This window comes from Streptomyces sp. NPDC026417 (assembly GCF_055567695.1).
This window is the reverse complement of sequence record NZ_JBVHPY010000020.1, coordinates 179,598-202,638: the sequence shown is the minus strand read 5'-3', so window position 1 is coordinate 202,638 and position 23,041 is coordinate 179,598. Positions and strand designations below refer to the sequence as shown.

At 74.6% G+C, this 23,041-nt stretch carries 3 protein-coding genes; all 3 read left to right on the top strand.

All coding sequences use genetic code 11. The annotated features are described in order from the left end of the window. Nucleotides 1-181: 181 nt before the first annotated feature. A complete protein-coding gene (locus ACZ4NT_RS28820; RefSeq protein WP_467728227.1) occupies nucleotides 182-8,083 on the top strand; it encodes an SDR family NAD(P)-dependent oxidoreductase in 7,902 nt (2,633 codons plus the stop codon). 109 nt (nucleotides 8,084-8,192) lie between these two features. Further along, complete coding sequence (locus ACZ4NT_RS28815) at nucleotides 8,193-19,748, top strand: SDR family NAD(P)-dependent oxidoreductase (RefSeq protein ID WP_467728235.1); 11,556 nt, start codon at nucleotides 8,193-8,195, stop codon at nucleotides 19,746-19,748. Nucleotides 19,749-19,974: 226 nt separating this feature from the next. After that, on the top strand, nucleotides 19,975-23,028 hold the full coding sequence (locus ACZ4NT_RS28810) for a type I polyketide synthase (RefSeq protein WP_467728226.1): 3,054 nt from the start codon (nucleotides 19,975-19,977) through the stop codon (nucleotides 23,026-23,028). The last annotated feature ends 13 nt before the right edge of the window (nucleotides 23,029-23,041 follow it).

Below are 23,041 nucleotides of genomic sequence, written 5' to 3'. Positions count from 1 at the left end.
CTACCACGACAACATCACCACCCTCACCACCACCCACCACACCACCACCCTCCTCGAAATCGGACCCGACGCCACCCTCACCCCCCACACACCCGGAACCATCCCCCTACTCCGACGAGGGCAGGGGGAACAGCGGAGTTTTCTGACCGCGCTCGCGAAGACCTACGCCGCGGGTACGCCGGTGAAGTGGGAGCAGGCCTTCACCGCCACGGACACCGCGGCGGCTCGACGAGTCGATCTGCCGACCTATCCGTTCCGACGGAAGCGGTACTGGCTCGACGGCTCGACATTCCCGTCGGGTCCGCTCCTCGGGGAACCGGTGGAACTCGCGGAGGACGGAGGGCTGTTGTTCTCCGCCGAGCTGAGCACGGAACGGCTCCCGTGGCTGGCCGACCACTCGGTCGACGGGGTACCGCTGGTGCCGGGCGCGCTGTTCGTCGGGCTGGTCCTGGAGACCGCCGCGCACACGGATGCCGTCGTGGCCGAGGAGGTGACGCTGGAGGCGCCGCTCGTCCTGCCGGCCGAGCGCACCGTGTCGCTCCAAGTGAGCGTGACCGCGCCGGACGAGGCGGGGCGGCGGTCGTTCTCCGTGCACGCCCGTGCCGGGGACGACGACCCGTGGGAGCGTCATGCCACCGGGCTGCTGGCTCCGGATGCGGAGTCCACGGAGGCCGAGGACCTGACCGCATGGCCGCCCGCCGGTTCGCGGCGCGTCGACACGGACGAGGTGTACGAGGAGCTGGCGGGGCTCGGGTACACGTACGGTCCCGCCTTCCGGGGCCTCGATGCCGCCTGGCGCTCGGGCGACACACTGTTCGCCGAGGTGCGGTTGCCCGACGAACCGGCCGCTGCCGGAGCCGAGTTCGCTCTCCATCCGGTGCTGCTGGACGCGGCACTCCATCTGCTGCCGCTGCGGGACGAGAGCGGCGTCGTGCTCCCGTTCACCTGGGCCGGGGTACGGCTCGGCGCGGTGGGGGCCACGGCGCTGCGTGTCCGACTGGCGCCCGTGGAGGCCGGGGGCGGCGCCGTCTCGGTACTGCTGACCGACCCGACGGGGACCGTCGTCGCCACGGCCGAGCGGCTGGCGCTGCGGCAGCTGCCCAAGGGCACCTTGACGGCGTCCGCCTCGGACGACGCGTTGTACGAGATCGGGTGGGTGGCCCCCGGTGGAGATGGGACCCCGGCGGCCGCCGGTACCGGATTCCACGTGGTGCGCGTGGGTACGGCCCGGGACGCCCTGGCACAGGTGCAGGAGTGGGCCGGACGAGAGAGCGACGAACGGCTCGTCGTCGTCACGTCGGGAGCCGTGGCCGCGGGCGACGAAAGCGTGTCCGACCCGGCGGCGGGCGCCGTGTGGGGGTTGGTGCGCACTGCGCAGACGGAGTTCCCCGACCGGTTCGTGCTGGCCGACAGCGACGGCACGGCCGCGTCCGAGGCGGCACTGGAGGCGGCGGTCGCGTCGGGGCAGCCGCAGTTCGCACTGCGGGACGGCGCGGTGCTGGTCCCCAGGCTGGCCCGCGCCACCGTCGCCGCCGTCACGGAGCCGGGCCTCCCGGCCCCGGGGACGGTGCTGCTCACCGGTGCCACCGGCGCCCTGGGCGCCCTGATCGCGGAGCGGCTCGTCACCCGGCACGGCGTCCGGCGTCTGCTGCTGACCAGCCGGCGCGGCCCCTCCGCGCCGGGCGCCGCGGACCTGCTCGACCGGCTGGAAGGGCTCGGCGCCCACACCGAGCTGGTCGCCTGCGACACGTCCGACCGGGCCGCGCTCGCCGCACTGCTCGCGGACGTCCCGGACGAGCACCCGCTCACGGGGGTCGTGCATGCGGCCGGAGTCCTGGACGACGGCGTCCTCACCGATCTGACGCCGGAGCGGCTGGACGCCGTTCTGCGCGCCAAGGCCGACGCGGCCGTGCACCTGCACGAGCTGACACGGGGCCTCGATCTCTCCACGTTCGTGCTGTTCTCGTCCGTGGCCGGAGTCATCGGCAATGCCGGGCAGGCCAACTACGCCGCCGCCAACGCCCAGTTGGATGCGCTCGCCGCCCACCGTCGCGGCCTCGGCCTGCCCGCCCGGTCGGTGGCCTGGGGGCTGTGGGAGGACCACGACGGGATGGGCGCCACCCTGTCGGCGGCGGACCTGGCCCGGCTGCGGCGGGCCGGGATCGCGCCGCTGCCCGTGGAGGTGGCGCTGCGCCACTTCGACGCGGCGCTCGGCGGGGACGGGCCCGCGGTGCTCGTCGCGTCCCGCTTCGACACGGCCGCGCTCGGCTCGCCGGGCGCGGTGCCGCCCGTGCCGCTGCGCTCACTGACCCGCACGCGCCCGGCCCGGCGCACCGCGGCGGCGGCCGGGCCCCGGCAGGGCGGGACCCTGGCCGAGCGGCTGTCCGGGCTCGCCCGGCCGGAGGCCGAGCGGGTCGTCCTGGATCTCGTGCGCCGGACGGTCGCGACCGTACTGGGGCACAGCGACGCCGACGCGGTCGCGGACGGCCGCGCCTTCACCGACCTCGGCTTCGACTCGCTCGCCGCCGTCGACCTGCGCAACCGGCTCGGCACGGCCACCGGCCTGCGGCTGCCCGCCACGCTCGTCTTCGACCACCCGACCCCCGCCGCGCTCGCCCGGCAGCTCCTCACCGAGTTGCCCGGCGCAGAAACCGAACGGGCGGCCGGCGACGGTCCTGCCACGCCGTCCGTGCGGCCCGACGACGACCCCGTGGTGATCGTGTCGATGGCGTGCCGGTTCCCGGGCGGGGTGGCCTCGCCCGACGACCTGTGGCGGCTGGTCGCGCAGGGCACGGACGCGGTGTCGGAGTTCCCGGCCGACCGCGGCTGGGACCTGGAGACGCTGTACGACCCGGGGGCGGAACGGACCGGCACCTCGTCCACGCGGCACGGCGGGTTCCTGTACGACGCGGCGGACTTCGACCCCGAGTTCTTCGGCATGAGTCCGCGGGAGGCGCTGACGACGGATCCGCAGCAGCGTCTGCTCCTGGAGACCGCGTGGGAGGCGTTCGAGCGGGCCGGGATCGATCCGCGCTCGCTGCGCGGCTCGCGCACCGGGGTGTTCGCCGGTGTCATGTACAACGACTACGGGGCGCGGCTGCACCAGGGCGGGCAGGCACCGGACGGTGTCGAGGGCTATCTGGTCAGCGGCAGTGCGGGCAGTGTGGCGTCGGGCCGGGTCGCCTACACCTTCGGTCTCGAGGGACCGGCCGTCACCGTCGACACGGCCTGCTCCTCGTCCCTGGTGGCCCTGCACCTCGCCGCGCAGGCGCTGCGCAGCGGCGAGTGCGACCTGGCGGTGGCGGGCGGCGTCACGGTGATGGCGAGCCCGGCGACGTTCGTGGAGTTCAGCCGGCAGCGTGGCCTGTCCGCGGACGGCCGATGCAAGCCGTTCGCCGCGGCGGCGGACGGCACGGGCTGGGGCGAGGGCGCGGGTCTGCTGCTGCTGGAGCGGCTCTCGGACGCCCGCCGCAACGGGCACCGCGTCCTCGCGGTCCTCAAGGGTTCGGCCGTCAACCAGGACGGCGCCAGCAACGGTCTGACCGCGCCGAACGGTCCCTCCCAGCAGCGGGTCATCCGGGCCGCGCTCGCCGACGCGGGCCTGACGCCCGCCGATGTCGACGCGGTCGAGGCGCACGGCACCGGCACCACCCTCGGCGACCCCATCGAGGCCCAGGCCCTCCTGGCCACCTACGGACAGGACCGCGCCGACGAGCAGCCGTTGTGGCTCGGTTCGGTGAAGTCCAACATCGGGCACACCCAGGCCGCGGCCGGTGTCGCCGGTGTCATCAAGTCGGTGCTCGCCATGCGGCACGGGTTGCTGCCCCGCAGTCTGCACATCGACGCTCCGACTCCGCATGTCGACTGGTCGGCGGGTGCCGTCGCGCTGCTCACCGAGCCGACACCGTGGCCGGACCGGAACCGGCCGCGGCGGGCCGGGGTGTCGTCCTTCGGCATCAGCGGCACCAACGCCCATGTCATCCTCGAACACCCCGCGGCCTGGAACGAGGCGTCCGGTGAGCCGGCGGACGGGGAAGCGCCACAGCGGCAGATCTCCGATCCGGTGATCCTGCTGTCCGGCCACACCGAGCGGGCCCTGCGGTCCCGGGCGCGGCAGCTCCGGGAAGTCACCGAGGCCCGTCCCGGTCTCGCGCCGGCCGTGCTCGCCCGGTCGTCGGCTGCCGGAGTCGCCGAGCACGCGCACCGCGCCGCCATCGTGGCGGGCGGCGGACGCGGGGAGGTACTACGGGCCCTGGGCGCACTGCAGGAAGGCGGGAACACGCCTGCGCTGCTGCACGGGACGGCGTCCTCGGATCCGGCGCCGCGCACCGCGTTCCTCTTCACCGGCCAGGGCAGCCAGCGTCCCGGCATGGGACGTGAACTCTACGAAGGTTACGACGAGTTCGCCGCCGCGTACGACGAGGTGTGCGAGGTGATCGACCCGCTGCTGGGCCGGTCGCTGCGGGATCTCGTGTTCGGGGCGGACCCGGCGCTCGACGAGACCGCGTTCACGCAGCCGGCGCTCTTCGCCCACCAGGTGGCCCTGCTGCGGCTTGCGGCGAGCCGTGGGGTGCGGCCCGACGCCGTGCTCGGTCACTCCGTGGGTGCGGTCGCCGCCGCCCACGCGGCCGGTGTCCTGTCGCTGCCCGACGCGGCCCGTCTGGTGACGGCGCGCGGCAGGCTGATGCAGCAACTCCCGTCCGGTGGAGCCATGGTGGCGCTCTCGGTGACCGAGGAGGAGGCGCTCGCGCTGCTCACCGGCTTCGAGGACCGGGCCGGGATCGCCGCGCTCAACGCCCCTCGTGCGACGGTCGTCTCGGGTACGGAGGACGCGGTCCACACCGTGGCCGAGCGGGCCCGCGCCCAGGGGGCCAGGACGCGGCGGCTGACCGTCAGCCACGCCTTCCACTCGCCCCTGATGGAACCGATGCTGGCGGAGTTCCGGCAGGTCCTGGAGGGCATCGAGTTCGGCCCCGCGCGGCTGCCGTTCGTCTCCGACCTCACCGGCCGTGTCGCGGACCCGGACGAACCGGCGTCCCCCGACCACTGGGTGCGACACGTACGGCAGTCCGTGCGCTTCGCCGACGGGGTGCGCACCCTGCACTCCGAAGGCATCAGGGTCTATCTGGAGGTCGGGCCCGACGCCGTGCTGACCGCGATGGCCGAGGAGACGCTCGCGGAACTCGACGCGACGAGGACCCTGCTGCCACTGCAGCGCCGTGACCGGCCCGAGGGGACGTCGTTCGCCACCGCGCTCGGCGGCCTGCACGTCGCGGGCGTCCCGGTGGACTGGCAGGCCCACCACGGCACGGGCGAGCTGACCGAACTGCCCACCTACCCGTTCCAGCGGGAGCGCTACTGGCTGGACGTGCCCGCCGGGCGCGGCGGCGACCTCGGTGCGGCCGGGCTGTCGGGTGCCCGGCACCCGCTGCTCGGCGCGGCCGTCGACCTCGCCGACGGCGCCGGCACCGTCTACACGGGCCGCCTGTCCCACCGTACGCACCCGTGGGCGGCGGACCACACGATGTCCGGCTCGGCCGTGCTGCCGGGCACCGCACTCCTCGAACTCGCCCTGTACGCGGGGCTGGAGAGCGCGAGTCCCGTGGTGCGGGAACTCGCCCTGCACGCGCCCCTGGTCCTGCCGGAGGAAGGAGCTGTGCGGATTCAGGCGACCGTGGGCCCGCCGGACGAGGCGGGTCTGCGCACCTTCACGGTGCACGCCCGGGAGGACGCGGCCGATGAGGGGCAGTGGACGACGCATGCCTCCGGTGTGCTCGCGCCCGACGACGCCTCGGTGCCGTCCGCGTCCCCCGGGCCCTGGCCTCCGGCCGGCGCGGACGCGGTGTCCGTGTCCGACGCGTACGAGCGGCTGGCCTCGCTGGGCTACGCGTACGGTCCCGCCTTCCGTGGTCTGCGGGCCGCCTGGCGGGGTGCGGGCGGCGAGCACCTCGCCGAGATCGCCCTGCCCTCGGGCATCGACGACGACGGTTTCACCGTGCATCCCGCCCTGCTCGACGCGGCGCTGCACCCGCTCGCCCTGGACGGCCCCGGACCCGACGGCGGCCTGCGGGTGCCGTTCGCATGGCACGGTGTGCGGCTGCACGCCACCGGTGCCGCCGCCCTGCGCGTACGGCTGACGGCGGCCGGAAACGGTCAAGGGGAGTCCGTCGCTCTGGAGTTCACGGACGAGTCGGGTGCGCCCGTGCTGACGGCCGACGGTCTGACGATCCGCGCCGTCGATCCCGCGCAGCTCGCGTCCTCGCGCGGGACGACCCGGTCCTTGCACCGCGTGGCGTGGGCTCCGCTCGATCCGGCCGCACAGGACGCCACGGCGGTCTCACCCCCGTACGACGCCCTGCACGCGCCGGACGACGCGGCACGGGACCCGCACGCGGCCGTGCGTCACGTACTGCCCGCTCTGCGCGCCCGGCTCGACGGCGCCGGCGCCACGGGCCCGCTGGTCGTCGTGACGACCGGTGCGACCGCGCCGGAGGACGGTGAACCGCTCGACGCCCTCGGCCACGCAGCGCTGTGGGGCCTCGTCCGCACCGCCCAGACGGAGCATCCCGGCCGGTTCGTGCTGGCCGACACCGACGGCACCGAGGCCTCGCTGCGCGCGCTGCCTGCCGCCGTGGCGTCCGGAGAGCCGCAGTTCGCCCTTCGCGCGGGCCGCGTCCTCGTACCGCGCCTCGTCCGGGTGACGGCGCCCGCATCGCGGGAGACCCCGCTCGACCCGGACGGCACGGTACTGCTCACCGGGGCCACCGGAGCGCTCGGCGGGCTTCTCGCCGAGCACCTCGTCACCCGGTACGGCGTGCGGCATCTGCTGCTGACCAGCCGCCGCGGGCCGGCGGCGCCGGGCGCCGGGCAGCTCGTGGAGCGGCTCACCGCGCTCGGCGCCGAGGCCCGCGTGGTCGCCTGCGACACCGCCGACCGGACCGCGCTCACCGCGCTGCTCGCGGACGTCCCCGCCGACCGGCCGCTGTCCGCGGTCGTGCACGCCGCCGGTGTCACACGCGACGGCACGCTCGAAGCGCTCGACGAGGCCGCGGTGCGCGACGTCCTGCGGGCGAAGGCGGACGCCGCACGGCTGCTGCACGAACTGACCGCGCAATCGGCGCCGCACCTCCGGGCGTTCGTGCTGTTCTCGTCGGTGGCCGGTGTCATCGGCAACGCCGGCCAGGCCAACTATGCGGCCGCGAACGCCTACTTGGACGCCCTCGCCCAGCACCGCCACGCGCTCGGGCTGCCGGCGGCGTCGCTCGCCTGGGGCATGTGGCAGGCCGAGGACGGCATGGGCGGGGCCCTGTCCGCCGCCGACCTGGCCCGCATCGCCCGCACCGGTGTGGCACCGCTGGCGGCAGCGGACGGACTGGCCCTGTTCGACGCGGCGCTGTCGTCCGGGCTCGCCGCGACCGTACCGGTGCGGCTGGACACCACGGCCCTGCGCGGCCTCGGCGATCCGGAGCGCGTCCCGCCGCTGCTGCGCACGCTCGTACGGGTCCCCGGCCCCTCCGCAGCGGGCCGGAGCCGGCAGGGCGCCACCGCCGCCGACACCTTGCCGTGGCTGCGCAAACTGGCCGAGGCGGGCGAGGCGGACCGGCCGCGCGTGGCACTCGACCTCGTGCGCACCACGATCGCCGAGGTGCTCCAGCACGCCCCGGGCAAGGCGGTGCCCGCGGACCGGGGGCTCATGGACCTCGGCTTCGACTCGCTGACCGCGGTCGAGCTGCGCAACCGGCTCGGCGCCGAGACCGGCCTGCGGCTGCCCACGACCGTGCTGTTCGACCACCCGACCGCGCACGCCCTGGCCGCGCACCTGCACCACGAACTGTCCGACCGGCTTCCGGGAGCGGCCTCCGCCGTCCTTGAGCACCTGACCGGCCTGGAGGCGGCCGTCGGCTCCGACGGCCTCGACGAGCAGGCCCGGGACCGCCTCGCCGTCCGCCTGGCCGCGGTCCTCGGGCGTCTCAACCCCGGCACGCGCACCGACACCCCGTCCGGACCGGAGACCGACCGTCTCACCACCGCCACCGACGACGAGCTGTTCCACCTGATCGACGACCAGCTCGGCTCCGGCTGACCGGCCGCCCGCTCGCCCCGCTCCGCCCGCGACCCCGGACCTTCCGTCCTTCGAGGAGAGTTGACCACCCATGACGAACGAGGATCGGCTGCGCGACTATCTCAAGCGCGTGACGAACGACCTGATGCAGACCCGTCAGCGCCTGTCCGAGGTGGAGGCCGAACGGCACGAGCCGATCGCGATCGTGGCCATGGCCTGCCGCTATCCGGGCGGGGTGCGCTCACCGGAGGATCTGTGGCGGATCGTGGAGTCGGGCACCGACGCCGTCTCCGCGTTCCCGGACAACCGGGGCTGGGACCTCGCGGGCCTGTACGACCCCGATCCCGAGCGGACCGGCACGTCGTACGCCCGCGAGGGCGGGTTCCTGCACGACGCCGACCGGTTCGACCCGGCGTTCTTCGGGATCAGCCCGCGCGAGGCCGTCGCCATCGACCCACAGCAGCGGCTGCTGCTGGAGACGGCGTGGGAGACGTTCGAGCGGGCCGGGATCGATCCGCGGTCGCTGCGCGGCTCGCGCACCGGGGTCTTCGCGGGTGTCATGTACGCGGACTACGGCGGACGCATCCAGCAGGCGCCGGACGGCCTGGAGGGGTACATCGGCACGGGCAGCGCGGGTTCGGTCGCCTCGGGCCGGCTCTCGTACACGTTCGGCCTGGAGGGCCCGGCCGTCACCGTCGACACGGCCTGCTCGTCCTCGCTGGTGGCGCTGCATCTGGCGATCCGGTCACTGCGGCAGGGCGAGTGCGACCTGGCGCTGGCGGGCGGCGCGACGGTGATCGCGTCGCCAGGGCTGTTCGTGGAGTTCAGCCGGCAGCGCGGGCTGTCGCCGGACGGGCGCTGCAAGGCGTTCTCCGCGGCGGCGGACGGCACGGGCTGGGGTGAGGGGACGGGCCTGCTCCTGGTGGAGCGGCTCTCCGACGCCCGCCGCGCGGGCCATCCGGTGCTCGCGGTCGTGCGGGGATCCGCGGTCAACCAGGACGGTACGAGCGGCCAGTTGTCGGCGCCGAACGGTCCCTCCCAGCAGCGGGTGATCCGGGCCGCCCTGGCGGATGCGGGCCTGTCCGCCGCGGACGTCGACGCGGTCGAGGCGCACGGCACCGGCACCACCCTCGGCGACCCCATCGAGGCCCAGGCACTCCTCAACACCTACGGTCAGGAGCGGGCGCCCGAGCGGCCGTTGTGGCTCGGCTCGCTGAAATCCAACATCGGGCACACCCAGGCCGCGGCCGGTGTCGGCGGGATCATCAAGATGGTCGAGGCCATGCACCACGGCGTCCTGCCCCGCACCCTCCACGTCGACGAACCCACCCCGCACGTCGACTGGTCGGCGGGCGCCGTCGAGCTGCTCACCGAGGACCAGGACTGGCCAGCCACCGACGACCGGCCGCGACGCGCAGCCGTCTCCTCCTTCGGCATCAGCGGCACCAACGCCCACGTCATCCTCGAACAGCCCACCGCGCACGACGAACCGGCAGAGCCGGTGGCGCCGCAAGGGCCGGCACCCTGGCTGCTGTCGGCGCACTCCGAGGATGCCCTGCGCGCGCAGGCCGGGCAGTTGCGGACGTACGTGGAGGAGCACCCGGACCTGCAACCGCCCGACGCCGCACGCCTCCTGGCGGAGGGACGCAGCCAGTTGGAGCGGCGGGCCGTGGTCGTGGCGCAGGACCGGGAGGAGCTGATCGGGGCTCTGGACTCCCTTGCCCGGGGAGTGCCTGCGGGCAACGTGGTGGAGGGGGCCGCGCGGGATCACGGCCGGACGGTGTTCGTGTTTCCGGGTCAGGGTTCGCAGTGGGAGGGCATGGCACGCGACCTCCTCGCCACCTCACCCGTCTTCGCCCAACACCTCACCCAAGCAGCCGACGCCATCGGCAAACACACCGACTGGAACCTCATCGACGTCCTCACCGCACAACCCCACACCCCACCCCTGGACCGCGTCGACATCGTCCAACCCGCCCTCTTCGCCGTCATGACCGCCCTCGCCCGCCTCTGGCAACACCACGGCATCCACCCCGACGCCGTCATCGGCCACTCCCAAGGCGAAATCACCGCCGCCCACATCGCCGGCGCCCTCACCCTCGACGACGCCGCAAAAATCGTCACCCTCCGCTCCCAAACCATCCACCACCACCTCGCCGGCACCGGCGCCATGGCCTCCATCCCCCTCCCCGCCGACCAAACCCACACCCACCTCACCCCCTACAACGACCTCCACATCGCCGCCCACAACAGCCCCACCACCACCGTCATCGCCGGAAACCCCCACCAACTCCACCACCTCGTCAACCACCTCAACACCCAAGGCATCCGAGCCCGCACCATCCCCGTCGACTACGCCTCCCACACCCCCCACGTCCACCCCCTCCACGACACCCTCCACACCCAACTCCACGACATCACCCCCACCCCCACCACCACCGCCTTCTACTCCACCCTCCACACCACACCCATCGACACCACCCAACTCAACGCCACCTACTGGTACGACAACCTCGCCAACCCCGTCCAACTCCACCCCACCCTCACCACCCTCGCCAACCACAACCACACCACCTACATCGAAATCAGCCCCCACCCCGTCCTCACCCACGCCCTCACCGACACCCTCCCCACCACCACCCTCATCACCCCAACCCTCCGCAGAAACGAGGGAACTCTCAGCCGCTTCCGTCTCTCGCTCGCGCAGCTGCACGCCCACGGCGTGCCGGTCGACTGGACGCCCGCACTTCCGCAGCCCGCCGTCCCCCCGCACGACCTGCCCACCTACCCCTTCCAGCAGCGCCGCTACTGGCTGGAGGACGCGGCGACCGGGGGAAACCCGGAGAGCCTCGGACTGCACACCACGCGGCACCCGCTGCTGAGCGCGGCGACGACCCTCGCCGAGGGCGACGCCCTCCTGCTGACCGGACGCGTCTCGGCCCGTACCCACCCCTGGCTCGCCGACCACACCGTCGACGGCGTGCCCGTGCTGCCCGGCACCGCGCACCTCGAACTCGCACTGCACGCCGCCCAGTTGCTGGACGGACTGACGGTCGCCACGCTCCGGCTCGGTGCGCCCCTCGCGCTTCCCTCCTCCGGCGGTCTGGACCTGCAGCTGACCGTGGGCCCGCCGGGGCCCGACGGCGAGCGCGAACTCGGCGTGCACGCACGCCCGTTCGACGACGAGGCGGCCGACGCCGAGCCGCTGCGGCGGCCGTGGACCACCCACGCCACCGGGGTGCTCGCGCCACCCGTGACGGAGCCGCCGTCCCGGCGGCCGGGCTCCTGGCCGCCCGCGGGCGCGACGCAGGTGGCTCCCGAGGACATCCGCGTGCGGCTGGCCGAGCTCGGCCTGGCCCCGGGACCCGCGTTCGACGGACTGCACGCGGTGTGGCGGAGCGACGACGGAACGGTCCACGCCGAGGTCACACTGCCGGACCCGGACGACACGGAAGCCGTCCGCTACGGGGCGCACCCCGCGCTGCTCGCCGCCGCACTGCAGCCCGTCCTCGCCGAGGCCGACGAGGCACCCCTGCTGCCGCACGCCTGGCAGGACGTCGTGCTGCACGCCGTCGGAGCCACCGCACTGCGCGTCTCGCTCACCCGGCACGGCGACGGATACACGCTCGCCGCCTACGACACGGAGGATGCCCCCGTACTGACCGCCGCGGCGCTCGCCCTCGCCCCGGTGACGGACGGCGCTCCGCTCGCCGCGAGCGGGGCACGGGCCGACTGGCTGACCGCGCTCGAATGGCCGGAACTGCCGCTCGCTCCCGCGGAGTCGGACACGCAGGCCGGCTCCTTGGCACTCATCGGCGAGCCCGTACCGGGCATCGACGCCGTCGCGTACGACACGGTCGAGGCGTTTCTCGACGGCACCGCGGAGACCGGGGCCCCCACCCATGCCCTGTTGCCCGCCCCGTCCGCGGCCGCCGTCCTGCCCGCGCTGCAGAGCTGGCTGGCCGACGAGCGGTGCGCGGCCACCCGGCTGGTCGTCCTGACGCGGCACGCGGTCACCGCCCGCCCCGACGACGTACAGGACCTGGCGCCGGCGCCGGTGTGGGGCCTGGTGCGGGTCGCGCAGTCGGAACACCCGCACCGCATCGGGCTCGTGGACCTGGACGGCGACGCCGGCTCGCCGGGCGCGCTGCGGGCTGCGCTCGCCTCGGACGAACCGCAGGTCGCCGTGCGGGCGGGAGTGGCGTACGTGCCGCGGCTGATCCGCCTGGACGACGAGGAGCTCTCCGGCGCCCGCCCGGCACCGGAGCCGGACGGGACGGTGCTGGTGTCGGGCGGCGGGGATCTCGCCGCCGCCGTCGCGGACCATGCCGTCGCGGAGCTGGGCGCGCGCCGCGTCCTGCTGCTCGGCGCCGATGCCGACCTGCCGGGCCTGCTGGCGGAACGGGGCGCCGAGGTGGTGGTCGCCGACGGCACTGCGGCGGACCGGGACGCGGTGGCCGCAGCGCTCGCGTCCCTGCCGGCCGGTCAGCGGCTGACGGACGTGATCCATGTGGCCGCCGAGGCGCCGCTGGAGCTGCTGACCTCGCTGGAGCAGGGCCCGTTCACCGAGGGGCTGAGCACGGCGGCGGACGCCGCCTGGAATCTGCACGAGCTCACGCTGGGGCTGGAGCTGGCGTCGTTCACCCTGCTGTCGCCCGAGGCGTCGGCCACCCTCGGCGGCACGGGACTCGCGGTGGCCGCCGCCGTGGGCGCGCAGCTGGACGCACTGGCCCATCACCGGCGCGCCCTGGGCCTGCCCGCCGTCTCCGTCGCCTGGGGGCCGCGCGCCGAGACACCCGACGCCGTGGTGCGCGGCGGGCTGGTCAGGTTCGCGGCAGGGCAGAGCGCGGCACTGTCCGGGCTCGCCCTGCGCACCGTCCGGCCGACGCTGCTCGCGGCGCGGTTCAACCGGGCGGCGCTCGCCACCTGGGCCGACTCCGGGCTGCTGCCGCCGCCGCTGCGCTCCCTGGTCCGCACCGTGCGCACCGCCGCGTCGGCGAGCGGCGCCGGGGCGAGCACTTTGGCCGCGTCACTGGCGGGGCTGAGCGAGCCGGACCAGACCCGGACCCTGCTGGATCTGATCCGTACCCAGGTCGGCGGTGTGCTCGGCCTCTCGGGCACCGACACCGTCGAGCCGGGCCGTGCCTTCAAGGACCTCGGCTTCGACTCGCTGACCGCGGTGGAGCTGCGCAACCGGCTGACCGCCGCCACCGGCCTCAAGCTGCCCACCACGCTGGTCTTCGACCACCCCTCGCCCCGGGCGCTCGCGGACTTCCTGCGGAGCGGGCTGCTCGGCATCGCCGCCGACGCCCCGGCCGTCGTGCCGGGGACGGCGGCGTACGACGGGGAGCCGATCGCCATCGTCGCCATGGCGTGCCGCTACCCGGGCGGGGTGCGCTCACCGGAGGACCTGTGGCGGGTGGTGGCCGACGAGGCCGACGTGATCTCGCCGTTCCCCGACAACCGGGGCTGGGACCTGGACCGGCTCTTCGACCCCGATCCGACGCGTGCGGGCACCTCGTACGCGCGCGAGGGCGGGTTCCTGCACGACGCCGACCGGTTCGACCCGGCGTTCTTCGGGATCAGCCCGCGCGAGGCGACCAGCATGGACCCGCAGCAGCGGCTGCTGCTGGAGACGGCGTGGGAGGCGTTCGAGCGGGCCGGCATCGACCCCGCGTCCCTGCACGGCTCGCGCACCGGCGTGTTCGCCGGGGTCGTCTACACCGACTACGGGTCCCGGGTGCGGCTGCCCGCCGACATGGAGGGCTACCTCGGTATCGGCAGCGCGGGCAGCATCGCCTCCGGCCGTATCGCCTACACCCTCGGACTGGAGGGGCCGGCGGTGACGGTCGACACCGCGTGCTCGTCGTCCCTGGTGGCCCTGCACCTCGCGGTCCGGTCGCTGCGCCAGGGCGAGTGCGATCTGGCACTCGCCGGTGGCGCGACGGTGCTCGCCAACCCGGACATCTTCATCGGTTTCAGCCGCCAGCGCGGGCTCGCCCCGGACGCCCGCTGCAAGGCGTTCGCGGCGGGCGCCGACGGCACCGCGTTCGGTGAGGGCGTGGGGCTGCTGCTGGTGGAGCGGCTCTCGGACGCCCGCCGCAACGGCCACCACGTGCTGGCGGTGGTGCGCGGCACCGCGGCGAACCAGGACGGTGCCAGCAATGGGCTGACCGCCCCCAACGGTCCCTCCCAGCAGCGGGTCATCCACGCCGCGCTCGCCGATGCGGGCCTGACACCCGCCGACGTCGACGCGATGGAGGCGCACGGCACGGGCACCACCCTCGGCGACCCCATCGAGGCGCAGGCGATCATCGCGACGTACGGTCAGGAGCGGGCGCCCGAGCGGCCGTTGTGGCTCGGCTCGCTGAAATCCAACATCGGGCACACGCAGGCCGCGGCCGGTGTCGGCGGGATCATCAAGATGGTCGAGGCCCTGCGGCACGGCGTCCTGCCCCGCACCCTCCACGTCGATGAGCCCACCCCGCACGTCGACTGGTCGGCGGGCGCCGTCGAGCTGCTCACCGAGGCACGGGAGTGGACCTCCGAGGGGCGCCCCCGCCGGGCGGGTGTCTCGGGCTTCGGGATGAGCGGCACGAACGCACACGTCATCATCGAGGAGGCCGCACAGGAGACGGAGCCCGGTACGGAGCCGCCGGTTCCGGACGGCCCGGCACCCTGGCTGCTGTCGGGGCAGTCGGAACAGGCCCTGCGCGCCCAGGCGGAACGGCTTCGCGCGTACGTGGAGGAGCACCCGGAGCTGCGCCCCGCCGACGCGGCCCGCCTCCTGGCGGAGGGACGAACGGCGCTGGACCACCGTGCGGTGCTGGTCGCCGGTGACCGCTCGGAACTGCTGGCCGCGCTGGACGCCGTGGCGGCGGACAGCACCAGTCCGCACGTGGTGCGCGGCACCCGGGCGGAGTCGGCGGGGAAGACCGTGTTCGTGTTTCCGGGTCAGGGTTCGCAGTGGGAGGGCATGGCACGCGACCTCCTCGCCACCTCACCCGTCTTCGCCCAACACCTCACCCAAGCAGCCGACGCCATCGGCAAACACACCGACTGGAACCTCATCGACGTCCTCACCGCACAACCCCACACCCCACCCCTGGACCGCGTCGACATCGTCCAACCCGCCCTCTTCGCCGTCATGACCGCCCTCGCCCGCCTCTGGCAACACCACGGCATCCACCCCGACGCCGTCATCGGCCACTCCCAAGGCGAAATCACCGCCGCCCACATCGCCGGCGCCCTCACCCTCGACGACGCCGCAAAAATCGTCACCCTCCGCTCCCAAACCATCCACCACCACCTCGCCGGCACCGGCGCCATGGCCTCCATCCCCCTCCCCGCCGACCAAACCCACACCCACCTCACCCCCTACAACGACCTCCACATCGCCGCCCACAACAGCCCCACCACCACCGTCATCGCCGGAAACCCCCACCAACTCCACCACCTCGTCAACCACCTCAACACCCAAGGCATCCGAGCCCGCACCATCCCCGTCGACTACGCCTCCCACACCCCCCACGTCCACCCCCTCCACGACACCCTCCACACCCAACTCCACGACATCACCCCCACCCCCACCACCACCGCCTTCTACTCCACCCTCCACACCACACCCATCGACACCACCCAACTCAACGCCACCTACTGGTACGACAACCTCGCCAACCCCGTCCAACTCCACCCCACCCTCACCACCCTCGCCAACCACAACCACACCACCTACATCGAAATCAGCCCCCACCCCGTCCTCACCCACGCCCTCACCGACACCCTCCCCACCACCACCCTCATCACCCCAACCCTCCGCAGAAACGAGGGAACTCTCAGCCGCTTCCGTCTCTCGCTCGCCCACCTCCACACCCACGGCCTCCCCGTCGACTGGCACCTCCCGCCCGCCACGATCCACCCCCGCGACCTGCCCACCTACCCCTTCCAGCAGCGCCGCTACTGGCTGGAAGGACCGGCCGCGCAGAGCGACGCGGGCAGTCTCGGGCTCGACGCCGCCGACCACCCGTTCCTCACCGCCGCGACCACGGTGGCCGAGGGCGACGCGCTGCTGCTGACCGGACGCGTCTCCCCCCGCACGCATCCCTGGCTCGCCGACCACGGGCTCGACGGCACCGCCCTGCTGCCCGGCACCGCACTCCTCGAACTCGCTCTCGAAGCCGGGCAGTCGGCGGGCGGTCTGGCGGTCGAGGAGCTGACGCTGGAGGCGCCGCTGGTGTTCGCGGCCGACGGCGGGATGCGCGTGCAGGTGGGGGTCGAGGGACCGGACGAGTCCGGCCGGCGCCGGGTCACCATCCACTCCCGGCCCGACGCCTCCGACGCCGACGCGTGGACGCAGCACGCGACCGGTTTCCTCGTGTCCACCGAGGCCGGCGTGCCCGACCCCGACGCGGTCTGGCCGCCGCAGGACGCGGCTCCCCTCGACGTCGAGGACCTGTACGAGGACCTGGCCGCCCTCGGCTACACGTACGGTTCCGCGTTCCGCAATCTCGGCGCCGCGTGGCGCTCGGCCGACGGCGCCACCGTGTACGCGGAAGTGGAGCTGACGCCCGAACTGCACGCGGACGCCGCCCGGTTCGGGGTGCACCCGGCCCTGCTGGACTCGGCGTTGCACGCGATGGCGCTGGGCTCGTTCCTCGGCGAGGGGGTCCACCTTCCGTTCAGCTGGTCCGGGGTGACGCTGCACGCCGTCGGAGCCACCGCGCTGAGGGTGTCGCTGTCGCGCGGCGCGGGCGAGGACGCGGTGACCCTGTCGGTCGCGGACCCCCAGGGCGCCCCGGTGCTGACGGCGCAGTCGTTGACCCTGCGCCCGGTGTCGCCCGACCGGTTGCCGGCACGGCCGGGGCGGTCGGCGACGGCCGATGCCCTGCACACGCTGGAGTGGACGCCGCTGTCCACGTCCGAGCAGGCGCCGCTGCCGCCGTACACCGTGCTGGGCCCGGCGCCCGACGTCCTGGACGCGGCGGTGCTCGGTGCGCCGGCTCCGCCGGACGCCGCCGAACTGGATCTGCTGTCCTGGCACACTCCGGACACGGGGGCGTCGCTGCCGGGATCCGTCGGGTCGGGCATGACGGCGCTGCTCACCCGGCTCCAGGAGTGGCTGACGGCCGACGACCGCCCGCAGGCACGGCTCGTGGTGCTGACGGGCCGGGCGGTCGGCGTGCGGCCGGGCGACACCGTGGATCTCGCGGCGGCACCGGCCTGGGGCCTGCTGCGGTCCGCGGCGACGGAGAACCCCGGCCGGATCGTCGTCGTGGACTGGGACGGCGGCGACGCGTCCCTGCGCGCGCTGCCCGGCGCGCTGGCCACCGGTGAACCGCAACTGGCCCTGCGCGACGGTGACGTGTACGTACCGCGGCTGGCCAGGGCGGAGGCGCCGAGCACGATCGAGCTGCCCGGAGACGGCTCGGCGTGGCGCCTGGAGACACCCGGCGGGTCGCCCGACGACCTGTACGCGGCGGCTCACCCGGCCGCCGGAGCACCGCTCGAAGCGGGACAGGTGCGGATCGGGGTGCGTGCCGCGGGCCTGAACTTCCGTGACGTCCTGACCGTCCTGGGCATGGTCCCGGTGGGTGCCCCGCTGGGTACCGAGGCGGCGGGGACCGTCCTGGAGACCGGCCCCGGGGTGGAGGGCCTCGCGGTCGGGGACCGGGTGTTCGGTCTGGTGCCCGGCGCGGTGGGGCCGGTCGCGGTCGCCGACCGGCGGCTGCTCGCCAGGATCCCCGACGGGTGGTCGTTCGCGCAGGCCGCGGGCGTGCCGGCGGTGTTCACCACGGCGTACTACGGACTGGCGAGGCTGGCCGGGCTGCGCGCCGGGGAGCGGGTGCTGATCCACGCGGCGGCGGGCGGCGTCGGTCTCGCCGCGCTGCAGGTGGCCCGGCATCTCGGCGCGGAGGTGTTCGCGACGGCGAGTCCCGGGAAGTGGGGTGTGCTGCGGTCGCTGGGGGTTCCCGCCCAGCGGATCGCCGGCTCCCGGGACACCGCGTTCGAGACGGAGTTCTCCTCCGCGACCGGCGGAGACGGAGTGGACGTCGTCCTGAACTCCCTCACCGGGGAGTTCATCGACGCCTCGTTGCGGTTGCTGCCGCGCGGCGGACGCTTCGTCGAGATGGGCATCGCGGATCTGCGCGAGGCCGACGAGGTGGCTGCCGGACACCCGGGAGTCTCGTACCAGCCGTTCGAACTGCTCGACATGGAACCGGAGTTGGTCGGTGAGGTGCTGGCCGAGGTGCTGGCCCTGTTCGAGCGGGGCGTGCTGGAGCCGCTGCCGGTCACGACCTGGGACGTGCAGCGGGCGCCGGCCGCGTTCCGTTTCTTCTCCCAGGCCCGGCACGTCGGAAAGATCGTGCTGACGCTGCCCGCCACGGGCCCCGCGGACGGCACCGTCCTGATCACCGGCGGTACGGGCACCCTGGGCTCCGCGCTCGCCCGGCATCTGGTGACCACGCGCGGCGCGCGGCGGCTGCTCCTGACCGGCAGGCGCGGACCGGAGGCCCCGGGCGCGGCCGAGCTGACCGCGGAGCTGACCGCGCTCGGCGCCGAGGTCCGGGTGGCGGCCTGCGACGTCGCGGACCGCGACGCGCTGGCCCGGCTCCTGGAGTCGGTCCCGGCCGAGCACCCGCTGACCTCCGTCGTCCATGCGGCCGGTGTCCTCGACGACGGTGTCCTGACATCGCTGACCGGGGCGGAGGTGGAGTCGGTGCTGCGGCCGAAGGCGGATGCCGCCTGGCATCTGCACGAGCTGACCCGGGGCCACGACCTGTCGTCGTTCGTACTGTTCTCCTCGATGTCCGGTCTCCTCGGCGGCGCCGGGCAGGCCAACTACGCGGCGGCCAACGTGTTCCTGGACGCCCTCGCCGGGCACCGCCGCGCTCGGGGGCTGCCCGCGACCTCACTGGCCTGGGGCATGTGGGGCGATGCGAGCGGCATGACGGGCCATCTCGACTCCACGGACCTGGCGCGAATCGCCCGCGGCGGCCTCGCGCCGATGACGTTCGAGCAGGGCATGGCGCTGTACGACGCGACACTGGCGGCCGACGCGCCGCTGCTGGCCCCGGCCCCGCTGGACCGGTCCGCGCTGCGGGCCCGCGCCGAGTCGGGCGAGCTGCCGGCCGTCCTGCGCTCGCTGGTGAAGGCGCCTTCGGTCCGCCGTGCCGCTCAGGTCACGCGCGGTGGTGACGACGCCACCTCGCTCGGCCGGCGCCTGGCGGCGCTGCGCGGCCCGGAGCGGGAGCAGGCGGTACTCGCCGTCGTCCGGGAGCAGGTGGCAGCCGTACTCGGGCACGGGACGGCCGACGACGTCGCCGCCGAACGGGCCTTCAAGGAGATCGGGTTCGACTCGCTGACCTCGGTGGAGCTGCGCAACCGGCTCGGCTCGGCGACCGGACTGCGGCTGCCCACGACGCTGGCGTTCGACTTCCCCACCCCCTCGGCCCTGGCCGGGCACCTGCTCGGTCTGCTGGTGCCGAAGGAGGATCCGGTGGCCGAACTGGACCGGCTGCTCGCCTCGGTCACGGCCGACAGCGCGGACCTGCCCACGGTCCGGGAGCGGCTGCGGGCGGCGCTGCGCCAGTGGGAGGCCGCCGCCGGCGACGCGCCGCAGGAGGACCTGGCCGCGGCCACGGACGAGGAGCTGTTCCGGGCGCTGGACGAGGAGCTGGACGCGTGATGCGGGCTTGTTCGGCACATGAGAGGGCGACTCCCGCGGCACGCGACGAGCGGATTCCCCGGGAACGCCTGAGCCCGGCCCGCTCGGCGGCCGTACGCCCGGCTCGCCGGGCAGGCGTGGGCCCTGTCCCGTCCGCACGCGTGCAGCGCGACCCGTCGGAAGCCGTGGAGCAGGGCTCCCTCGGCACGAGCGGCGCAGACCCCCTGGCACCCATGGGAGAACAACGATGAGCAACGAGGACAGGCTGCGCGACTATCTCAAGCGGGCCACCGCCGATCTGCGTCAGGCCAGGCGCCGGATCCAGGAACTGGAGGACCAGCGCCACGAACCCGTCGCGATCGTGGCCATGGGGTGCCGCTTCCCCGGTGGCATCGACTCCCCGGACGCCTTGTGGCGCCTTGTCGCGGACGGCGTCGACGCGGTCGGCGACCTGCCCGGGGACCGCGGCTGGGACCTGGAGAACCTGTACGACCCGGACCCGGACCGGCCCGGCACGACCTATACGCGGGAGGGCGGATACCTGCCCGACGCGGCCGGGTTCGACGCCGCGTTCTTCGGGATGGGGCCGCGCGAGGCGGTGGCCGCCGATCCGCAGCACCGCCAGCTCCTCGAAGTGGCCTGGGAGACGTTCGAGCGCGGCGGCATCGCGCCGGGCTCGCTGCACGGGACGCGCACGGGAGTGTTCGCGGGGGTGGTGTCACAGGCCTACGTGCCACCGCCGGACCGGGTCCCGGACGGTTTCGAGGGCCATCTGATGACCGGCAACGCCACCAGCGTCGCCTCCGGCCGGATCGCCTACCACCTGGGGCTGGAAGGGCCTGCCGTCACACTCGACACGGCCTGCTCGTCATCGCTCGTGGCGATGCACCTGGCGGCGCAGTCGCTGCGCCGCGGCGAGTGCGACCTGGCCCTCGCGGGCGGTGTGACGGTCATGGCGACGCCGGTGCTGCTGGTGGAGTTCAGCCGGCAGCGCGGTCTGTCGCCGGACGGGCGCTGCAAGGCGTTCGCGGCGGACGCCGACGGCACGGGCTTCTCCGAGGGGGTGGGCCTGGTCCTGCTGGAGCGGCTGTCGGACGCCCTGCGGGGCGGTCGCACCGTCCTGGCCGTGCTGCGGGGTTCGGCCGTCAACCAGGACGGCGCGAGCAACGGGCTCACCGCGCCGAACGGTCCCGCCCAGGAACGGGTCATCCGGGCCGCGCTCGACGACGCGCGGCTCGGCCCGCACGACGTGGACGCGGTGGAGGCGCACGGCACCGGCACCCGGCTCGGCGACCCGATCGAGGCGCACGCCCTGCTGTCCGCCTACGGGGCGGGACGCGACACCGGGCGACCGCTGCGACTGGGCTCGGTGAAGTCCAACATCGGCCACACACAGGCCGCCGCGGGCGTGGCCGGCGTCATCAAGATGGTGCAGGCGTTGCGCCACGGGGTGCTGCCGCGCACCCTGCACGCGCAGGAACCGACCCCTCAGGTCGACTGGGCGCGGGGCGGCGTCGCGCTGCTCACCGAGGACGTGCCGTGGCCGGCCGCGCCGGACCGGCCGCGCCGGGCCGGGGTGTCGTCGTTCGGCATCAGCGGCACGAACGCCCACGTGATCATCGAGGAGGCGCCTGCCGCCGAGGGGACCGCGGCCCGCGCCCCCGCCGCCGTCGCCCCCGTGTGGCCGCTGTCGGGCCGCACCGAACAGGCCCTGCGCGCCCAGGCCGCCCGCGTCCTCGACCGGCTGACCGAGCGGCCCCACCTCGACCCGGCGGCCGTGGGCCGCACCCTCGCCCTGGGCCGGACGGCGTTCGCGCACCGGGCGGTGGTCCTGCCGGGTACCCGCGAGGACCGGCTCGGCGCGCTGGAGGCGTTGGCGGCGGGCCGTCCCGCGCGGCACGCGGTACGCGGCGTCGCGGCCGAACGGGTGCCGAAAGCGTTCCTGTTCACGGGCCAGGGCAGTCAGCATGCGGGCATGGGCACCGGGGCGGCCGCGTCCCATCCCGTCTTCGCCGACGCCCTGGACGAGGTGTGCGAGGCGTTCGCGCCCCACCTGGACGAGTCGTTGCGCGACCTGCTGCATGCCGAGCCGGGCAGTCCGCGGGCGGCCCTCCTCGATCGTACGGAGTACGCGCAGCCCGCCCTGTTCGCCGTGGAGAGCGCGCTCCACCGGCTCCTCACCGGCCTGGTCGGTACGCCGGACCAGGTGGCGGGACATTCGCTGGGCGGGGTGTCGGCGGCGTACGCGGCGGGGGTGTTCCCGCTGGCGGACGCGGTGCGCCTGGTGGCGGCACGGGGCCGGCTGATGCAGGCGCAGCCCTCGGGCGGGGCGATGGCCGCGATCGAGGCGTCGGAGCCGGAGGTCCTGGAGGCGCTGGCCGAGGTCGCGGACCGGGTGGGACTCGCCGCGGTCAACGGTCCGCGCGCCACGGTGATCTCCGGAGACGCGGCGGCGGTGGCCGGGGTCGCCGCGCATTTCGCCGACCGGGGACGGCGCACGAAGCCGCTTCGGGTGAGCCACGCGTTCCACTCACCGCACATGGACGGCGCGCTGGAACCGTTCCGTTCGGTCGTGGCCGCCCTCGACATCCGTCCGCCGGTACTCGGCGTGGTGTCGGACCTGACGGGCGCCCCCGTGTCGTACGAAGAGCTGCGGCAGCCGGACTACTGGGTGCGCCAGCTGCGCTCCCCGGTACGGTTCGCGGATGTGGTGGCGTCCCTGGACGCGGCGGGCGTGCGGGCGTACGTGGAGCTGGGGCCCGATGCGGTCCTCGCGTCGATGGTGCCCGCCGTGCTGCCGGACTCGGCGCCACTGGTGGTGCCGTCGCTGGTCCGGGACCGGCCGGAGGACGAGACGCTGGCGGCGCTCGTCGGACGGCTGCACGTGGCGGGCGCCGAGGTCCGCTGGGACGCCTGGTACGGCACCCGTCCGGCGCCGGTAGCGGACCTGCCCACCTACCCGTTCGAGCACACGCACCACTGGTGGCCCGTGCCGGACGTGCCCGCGGGTCCGGCACCGTCACAGCCTGGGGTGCGCGCGCTCGAACCGGTGGGCGCGGAGGCGTCGCTGCTCGACCTGGTGCGGGTACACGCCGCCGACGTCCTGGGGCACGCCTCCCCCGAGTCGATCGCCGCCGAGGACAACTTCCTCGACATCGGCTTCTCGTCGTTCACGGCGCTGGAGGTCCGCAACCGGCTGTGCGAGGTGACCGGTCTGCTGTTGCCACCGGTCCTCCTCTACGACTACCCGACGCCGGCGGCCGTCGCCGACTTCCTGGAGGAGCAGCTGGCCGCGGCCTGACCCGCGGCACGCA